The sequence below is a fragment of the Chitinophaga sp. genome, assembly GCF_036569125.1.
Classification (GTDB): Bacteria; Bacteroidota; Bacteroidia; order Chitinophagales; family Chitinophagaceae; genus Chitinophaga.
This window is the reverse complement of record NZ_DATCRF010000405.1, coordinates 1-5390: the sequence shown is the minus strand read 5'-3', so window position 1 is coordinate 5390 and position 5390 is coordinate 1. Positions and strand designations below refer to the sequence as shown.

Genomic DNA, 5390 nt, shown 5'->3' with positions numbered 1-5390 from the left:
GCACCACGGCCTGCAAAGTATCCAGGCGGGAGTTAACGCCTACCACATCATGATAATAACGGGCGGATTGGCCGTGATTGGCCACCATCCTGATCTTGGCGGCTAATGCATCATCATTGGTGAACAGTGCGCCGCCATCTCCGTAGCAACCCAGGTTCTTGGAAGGGAAAAAGGAGGTGCAGCCAATATGCCCGATGGCGCCCAGCTTTTTAACGCTGCCATTTTTAAAGGTGTAATGGCCGCCAATGGCCTGGGCATTATCTTCAATTACAGGAATATTATGTTTTTCGGCGATGGCCATCAGTGGTTCCATATCCGCACTTTGGCCGTACAGGTGTACCGGCACAATGGCCTTGGTTTTGGAGGTAATGGCCTTTTCTACTGCTACAGGATCCAGGCAAAAGGTTTTAGGATCCACATCCACAAACACCGGTTTCAGGTGCAGCAGGGCAATTACCTCTGCGGTGGCTATAAAGGTAAAAGAGGGAGTGATCACCTCATCGCCGGGTTGCAGCCCCAGGGCCATCATGGCTATTTGCAACGCATCAGTACCATTGGCGCAGGGAATTACGTGTTTAATATCCAGGTATTGTTGTAATTCCTGGCTAAACTGCTGTACCGGCGCCCCGTTTATGAAAGCGGCGTTTTCCAGCACTTCCTGGATGGCAGCATCCACCTGCGGTTTAATTTTTAAATACTGGCGTTTCAAATCTACCATCTGAATAGGAACCATGCGGAATAGGTATTTTAATTTGTTTTAAAGTGGGCAAATTTACAAAAATTGCCATTGGAAGGCGATTATCTTTGTGCTACCCTTAAAATTTGTCAGGATGTTTGCAGGTAGCGCTATTATTGCCGGAACACCAGCTAAATGGCTGACAATAAATTCATTCAACCATTATTACGAGCATGTTTTCAACCATTTTCTATAACCTGGGCATTGCCCTGTACAGCGCAGGTCTAAAAATAGCAGCTGCCACCGGAAATACCAAGGCAGCACTTTGGCTGAACGGCCGCAAAGATTGGGCTGCCCAAATGCAGAAAACCCTTGCAGCCGGTACCGGCGGCCCCCTGGTATGGGTGCATGCAGCCTCCCTGGGTGAGTTTGAGCAGGGCCGCCCCGTGCTGGAGGCCTTCAGAAAACAGCACCCCGGATGCCGCCTGCTGCTTACCTTTTTTTCCCCCTCCGGTTACGAAGTGCGGAAGAACTATGAAGGGGTGGATTACGTGTACTATTTACCGTTAGATACGCGCAAAAATGCGCGCCTTTTCCTGGACATTGTACAGCCTAAGCTCGCCATTTTTATTAAATATGAGTTCTGGTACCATTTCATGAATACGCTGTACCAGCGCCAGATCCCGGCCATCCTGATCTCCGGTATTTTCCGGGATGACCAGCCCTTTTTTAAATGGTACGGAGGCCTGTTCCGCAGGCTGTTACAGCAGCTTACACATATTTTTGTACAGAATGAAGCCTCCCGTAATATGCTGCAACAAATTGATATAAAGCATGTTACTGTAGCCGGGGATACCCGGTTCGACCGGGTATGGGCCCTGCAGCAGGAGGCGGTAGAGCGGCCGCTGGTAAAACAGTTTGCCCGGAACCGGAAAACCGTGGTGGCCGGCAGTACCTGGGAAAGCGATGAAGCAGCATTGTTTGCCTGGTGGGCCGGGCATTATGAGCCGGACCGCCGCCTGGTAATAGCCCCGCACGAAATAAACGAAAGCCATATTATACGCCTGCTGGAGCTGTTCCCCGGCGCCTTACGTTACTCCGACCTGGCAGGCACGCACATAAGCCATCCCGAAGATGTGCCCCATGTAGATATTGAGCATCCTGGCAAGGTGCTGATCATCGATAATATCGGCATGCTTTCCTCCCTGTACCGTTACGCTTGTGTAGCCTATGTGGGCGGCGGGTTTGATAAAGATGGTATTCACAATGTATTGGAGCCTGCCACTTATGGCAAGCCGGTTGTATTTGGCCCTGTGTACCAGGAGTATGCAGAGGCGGTGGAGCTGGTGGCCCTGGGCGGTGCTTTTACCGTACCGCATGAGCCTGCGCTGTCCCGGCAGATGGAGGAATTACTGATGAACGATGAATTATGCACACAGGCCGGTTACATTGCCGGCAAATATGTGTCGGAAAGCAGGGGCGCTACCGGTAAGATCCTGGCTTATATTCAGGAAAAACGTTTCTTGACCAGCGTGTAAAAGTGCCGTACCGCACGGGTATCATCCAGCCATCCCTGGCGGATCTTCAGCTCCCTTTCAATCCAGTATTCTGCTTCCTGCAGGGTATGGAATTCGTTGATGGTTTTAATGGAACGCTCGTACATGTCCACATCCCCGCGGAATAATTCCTGTATGAACTGGAACTTGTCGTTGATACCAATGGCCTGCCGCAGGTCCTTTACGGGCATTTCGCCCAGCTTTTCGCCTATTTCCGATTTGGACTGTTTCAGCTTCTCGTTCAGGGAAGGCATGGTTTGCGCTGCCAGCTCATTGATCTCTTTACGCAGGTTGCTGTTATCCTTTGTCTTTTTAGCGGGCGCGGTTGTTTCCATTTCAAACAGCGTGGCGCTCACCGGCTGCTTTTCAGGCAGGGGAGCGGGCTTAGGCTCATAGCTCCTGGTTTCAGCGGCGGGCAGGGGTACCTGAACCAAAGCGGGTTTGGGCTCAGCCGGCCTGGTTTCAGGAACAGCAGCCGGTTGTACGGCCACTACCGGTTTGGGCTCAAAGGTTTGAGCATCCACAATAACGGCAGCCGGTTTTATCACTTCTGTTTCAACAGGTTGTGGCTTTGCTGCCGGCGGTTCCGGTGTTTTTTCCGGTACAGCGGTAGTGGTATGGTAGGTGGTATTATTTGAATTCGTATATCCGTTAGCGTAAGCAGCCGGCGCCGGTTCCGTTATAGTGATCGTTTGTGCGGGCGCAGGCATTATTACAGCAATATGGCTTCTTACCTGTTGCTGTTGTTCCTGTGCTTTTTGTTGTGTACGGACATGTAACACCTCAGCCTGAAGCATTTGCACATAATATGAAATGGACTGCAGGTCTGCGTTGGAATTTTTTAATTCCTGTAATTTGTCAATTAATGCATTGATCTTTTCCATGCCTTAATTGTTTTAAACGCGTTGTGAGAGAATTTATTTTATTTGCATAAAGTTAGCGTTTTTCAGACATTTTGCTAATCTAAACAGGTATAATATGTTTATTGAACCTTCCCTTGCAGGGGAAAGAAGAGGATGGATTGAAGTGATATGCGGTTCCATGTTCTCCGGTAAAACGGAAGAGCTGATAAGACGGCTGAAACGGGCCAGGATAGCTAATTTGCGGATAGAAATATTTAAGCCCGGTATAGATGTGCGTTATGATGAGCAGAACATTGTATCGCACGATGAGAATAAAGTATTGTCAACACCTATAGATAACTCGCAGCAAATATTGCTGTTAGCGCAGGAAGTAGATGTGGTGGGAATTGATGAAGCACAGTTCTTTGATGCAGAACTGCCTTACGTTTGCGACCAGCTGGCCCTGCGCGGTGTACGCGTAATTGTGGCCGGTTTGGATATGGATTACCTGGGCCGCCCTTTTGGTACCATGCCGGCGCTGCTGGCCAAGGCCGACTACATTACCAAGCTGCACGCGATTTGTGTAAGGTGCGGTAACATAGCCAGCTACTCCTACCGTAAAACAGCCAGCAAAGCCACTGTAGTATTGGGTGAGCAGGATGTATATGAACCCCGCTGCCGCCATTGTTATTACGAAGGCGAGAACAAAAATACCTGAAAACAAAAACGCCCTGACGAGTATAAACCTGTCAGGGCGCTGCTATATCGTTTAAATTTTAAAATAACTTTAACTTTTCAGGCTTCACCTTGAAGGTGAATTTCTTCTGTGTAAGGTAGCTGAAGCATACTACAAAGAAGGTGGTGAATATCTTGGAAATAGTAGGGTAAATATGCAAATGCTCCACAAATAACTTCATAAATACATAGTTCAGCAATATACAGGCGCCTACCAGCATAAAATAACGGAACAATTGCGTACGCCCGCGCAGGTTAGATTCTGAGAACACAACATATTTACTCAGTAAAAAACCGGTAGGAAAAGTAATAGCCAGTGACATGAACAGCGCTGCAATATGCGGTGTAAGGGTTACAAACGGCAAATGCACCATTTGCTGGTGTAACACAAAGTTGTACATAATAAAGTAAAGAACAATATCCAGTGCGGTATTACCGCCGCCACAGGCCAGGTAGCGGAAGGTTTGCAAAGGTATCAGCTTTGCAAAAGGACGATGGAAAAAATCTATGACCTGTAGTATAAGGTTCCTCATTTCAAATTATAACTTATTACAAAGTTAGCCCAATTTATCTATCAGCCAACGCCTGGTTATTATCTTAAGGTTTTTCTTTTCTTCCAGCTGCCATTTGCCGCAGTAACGGGCAAAGGTACTTGTCCGATCCGGCTTTCTTCCCAGATCTGCGCCGCCAGGATGGCTGCTGCACGTGTGGCTGCATCGTCCGTTTTGCGCAGCGCCTCTGGTGCAAAATACTTGCCAATAAAGCCCGTATCAAACTGCCCGTCAATAAAAGCAGGCTGCTGCAGGGCCCAGTGGCCAAAGGGCAGTGTAGTGCGGATGCCTTTTACATGATACTCCTCAATAGCGCGGATCAGCCGCAGCCGCGCCTCTTCCCGGTCGCTGCCCCAGGCTATCAGCTTTGCGATCATGGGATCATAATAAATAGGAATATCCATGCCCTGCTCATACCCATCATCTACCCGAACCCCGTAGCCCTGCGGGCGAATGTAGGTAGTGAGGGTGCCGGTATCCGGTAAAAAATTATTGGCCGGGTCTTCTGCACAAATACGCAGCTCAATAGCATGCCCGTTTATCTGCAGGCTTTCCTGTGTAAAGGAAAGGGTTTCGCCCCTGGCTATACGAATTTGTTCTTTTACCAGGTCCAGGCCGGTGATCATTTCAGTTACCGGGTGCTCCACCTGCAGGCGGGTATTCATTTCCAGAAAATAAAATTCGAGGTTTTCATCCACCAGGAATTCCACTGTGCCGGCGCCGTAATACTGGCAGGCGCGGGCCACGTCCAGGGCGCATTTGCCCATAGCCGCACGTATTGCAGGTGTAAGGCAGGAGGAGGGCGCCTCTTCTATCAGCTTCTGGTGCCGGCGCTGTATGCTGCACTCCCGCTCAAACAGGTATACATAATTACCGTGCTGGTCGCCCAGGATCTGGATTTCAATATGCCGGGGCGCGCCTACATATTTTTCAATGAACACGGCATCATCCCCAAAAGCATTCAGCGCTTCACTTTTTGCCAGCCGGATCTGCTCGGCCAGCTCACCTTCATTATTAACCACCCGCATTC

General features: G+C 49.3%; 6 protein-coding genes. 2 read left to right on the top strand and 4 right to left on the bottom strand.

Annotation, left to right across the window (positions count from 1 at the left end; translation table 11 throughout):
* On the bottom strand, positions 1 to 733 hold a 733-nt coding region (locus VIM87_RS15125), incomplete at its 3' end, for a DegT/DnrJ/EryC1/StrS family aminotransferase (RefSeq protein WP_331997801.1).
* Positions 734 to 909: 176 nt separating this feature from the next.
* Between VIM87_RS15125 and VIM87_RS15120 the strand changes: the two genes are divergently transcribed.
* Positions 910 to 2214 (top strand): 3-deoxy-D-manno-octulosonic acid transferase, encoded by a 1305-nt coding sequence (locus tag VIM87_RS15120; RefSeq protein ID WP_331997800.1) that lies wholly within the window; start codon positions 910 to 912, stop codon positions 2212 to 2214.
* Here VIM87_RS15120 and VIM87_RS15115 read toward each other — a convergent pair.
* The gene (locus VIM87_RS15115; protein ID WP_331997799.1) at positions 2184 to 3116 is read right to left on the bottom strand and encodes a hypothetical protein; all 933 of its coding nucleotides are present in this window, start codon (positions 3114 to 3116) and stop codon (positions 2184 to 2186) included. The genes VIM87_RS15120 and VIM87_RS15115 overlap by 31 nt on opposite strands.
* A gap of 94 nt (positions 3117 to 3210) precedes the next feature.
* Between VIM87_RS15115 and VIM87_RS15110 the strand changes: the two genes are divergently transcribed.
* Entirely contained in the window at positions 3211 to 3792 is a 582-nt protein-coding gene (locus VIM87_RS15110; RefSeq protein WP_331997798.1) for a thymidine kinase, read from the top strand.
* Positions 3793 to 3850: 58 nt separating this feature from the next.
* Here VIM87_RS15110 and VIM87_RS15105 read toward each other — a convergent pair whose 3' ends face one another.
* Together VIM87_RS15105 and VIM87_RS15100 are read right to left on the bottom strand one after the other, a co-directional pair.
* Entirely contained in the window at positions 3851 to 4342 is a 492-nt protein-coding gene (locus tag VIM87_RS15105; protein ID WP_331997797.1) for a GtrA family protein, read from the bottom strand.
* A gap of 59 nt (positions 4343 to 4401) precedes the next feature.
* Positions 4402 to 5390: biotin carboxylase (locus tag VIM87_RS15100; RefSeq protein ID WP_331997796.1), on the bottom strand; the 989-nt coding region annotated here is incomplete at its 5' end.

Excerpts from the sequence above, each read along its gene's own strand:
- VIM87_RS15120 (WP_331997800.1), top strand. The coding sequence starts at position 910 with ATGTTTTCAACCATTTTCTATAACCTGGGCATTGCCCTGTACAGCGCA.
- VIM87_RS15105 (WP_331997797.1), bottom strand. The coding sequence starts at position 4,342 with ATGAGGAACCTTATACTACAGGTCATAGATTTTTTCCATCGTCCTTTT.
- VIM87_RS15110 (WP_331997798.1), top strand. The coding sequence starts at position 3,211 with ATGTTTATTGAACCTTCCCTTGCAGGGGAAAGAAGAGGATGGATTGAA.
- VIM87_RS15115 (WP_331997799.1), bottom strand. The coding sequence starts at position 3,116 with ATGGAAAAGATCAATGCATTAATTGACAAATTACAGGAATTAAAAAAT.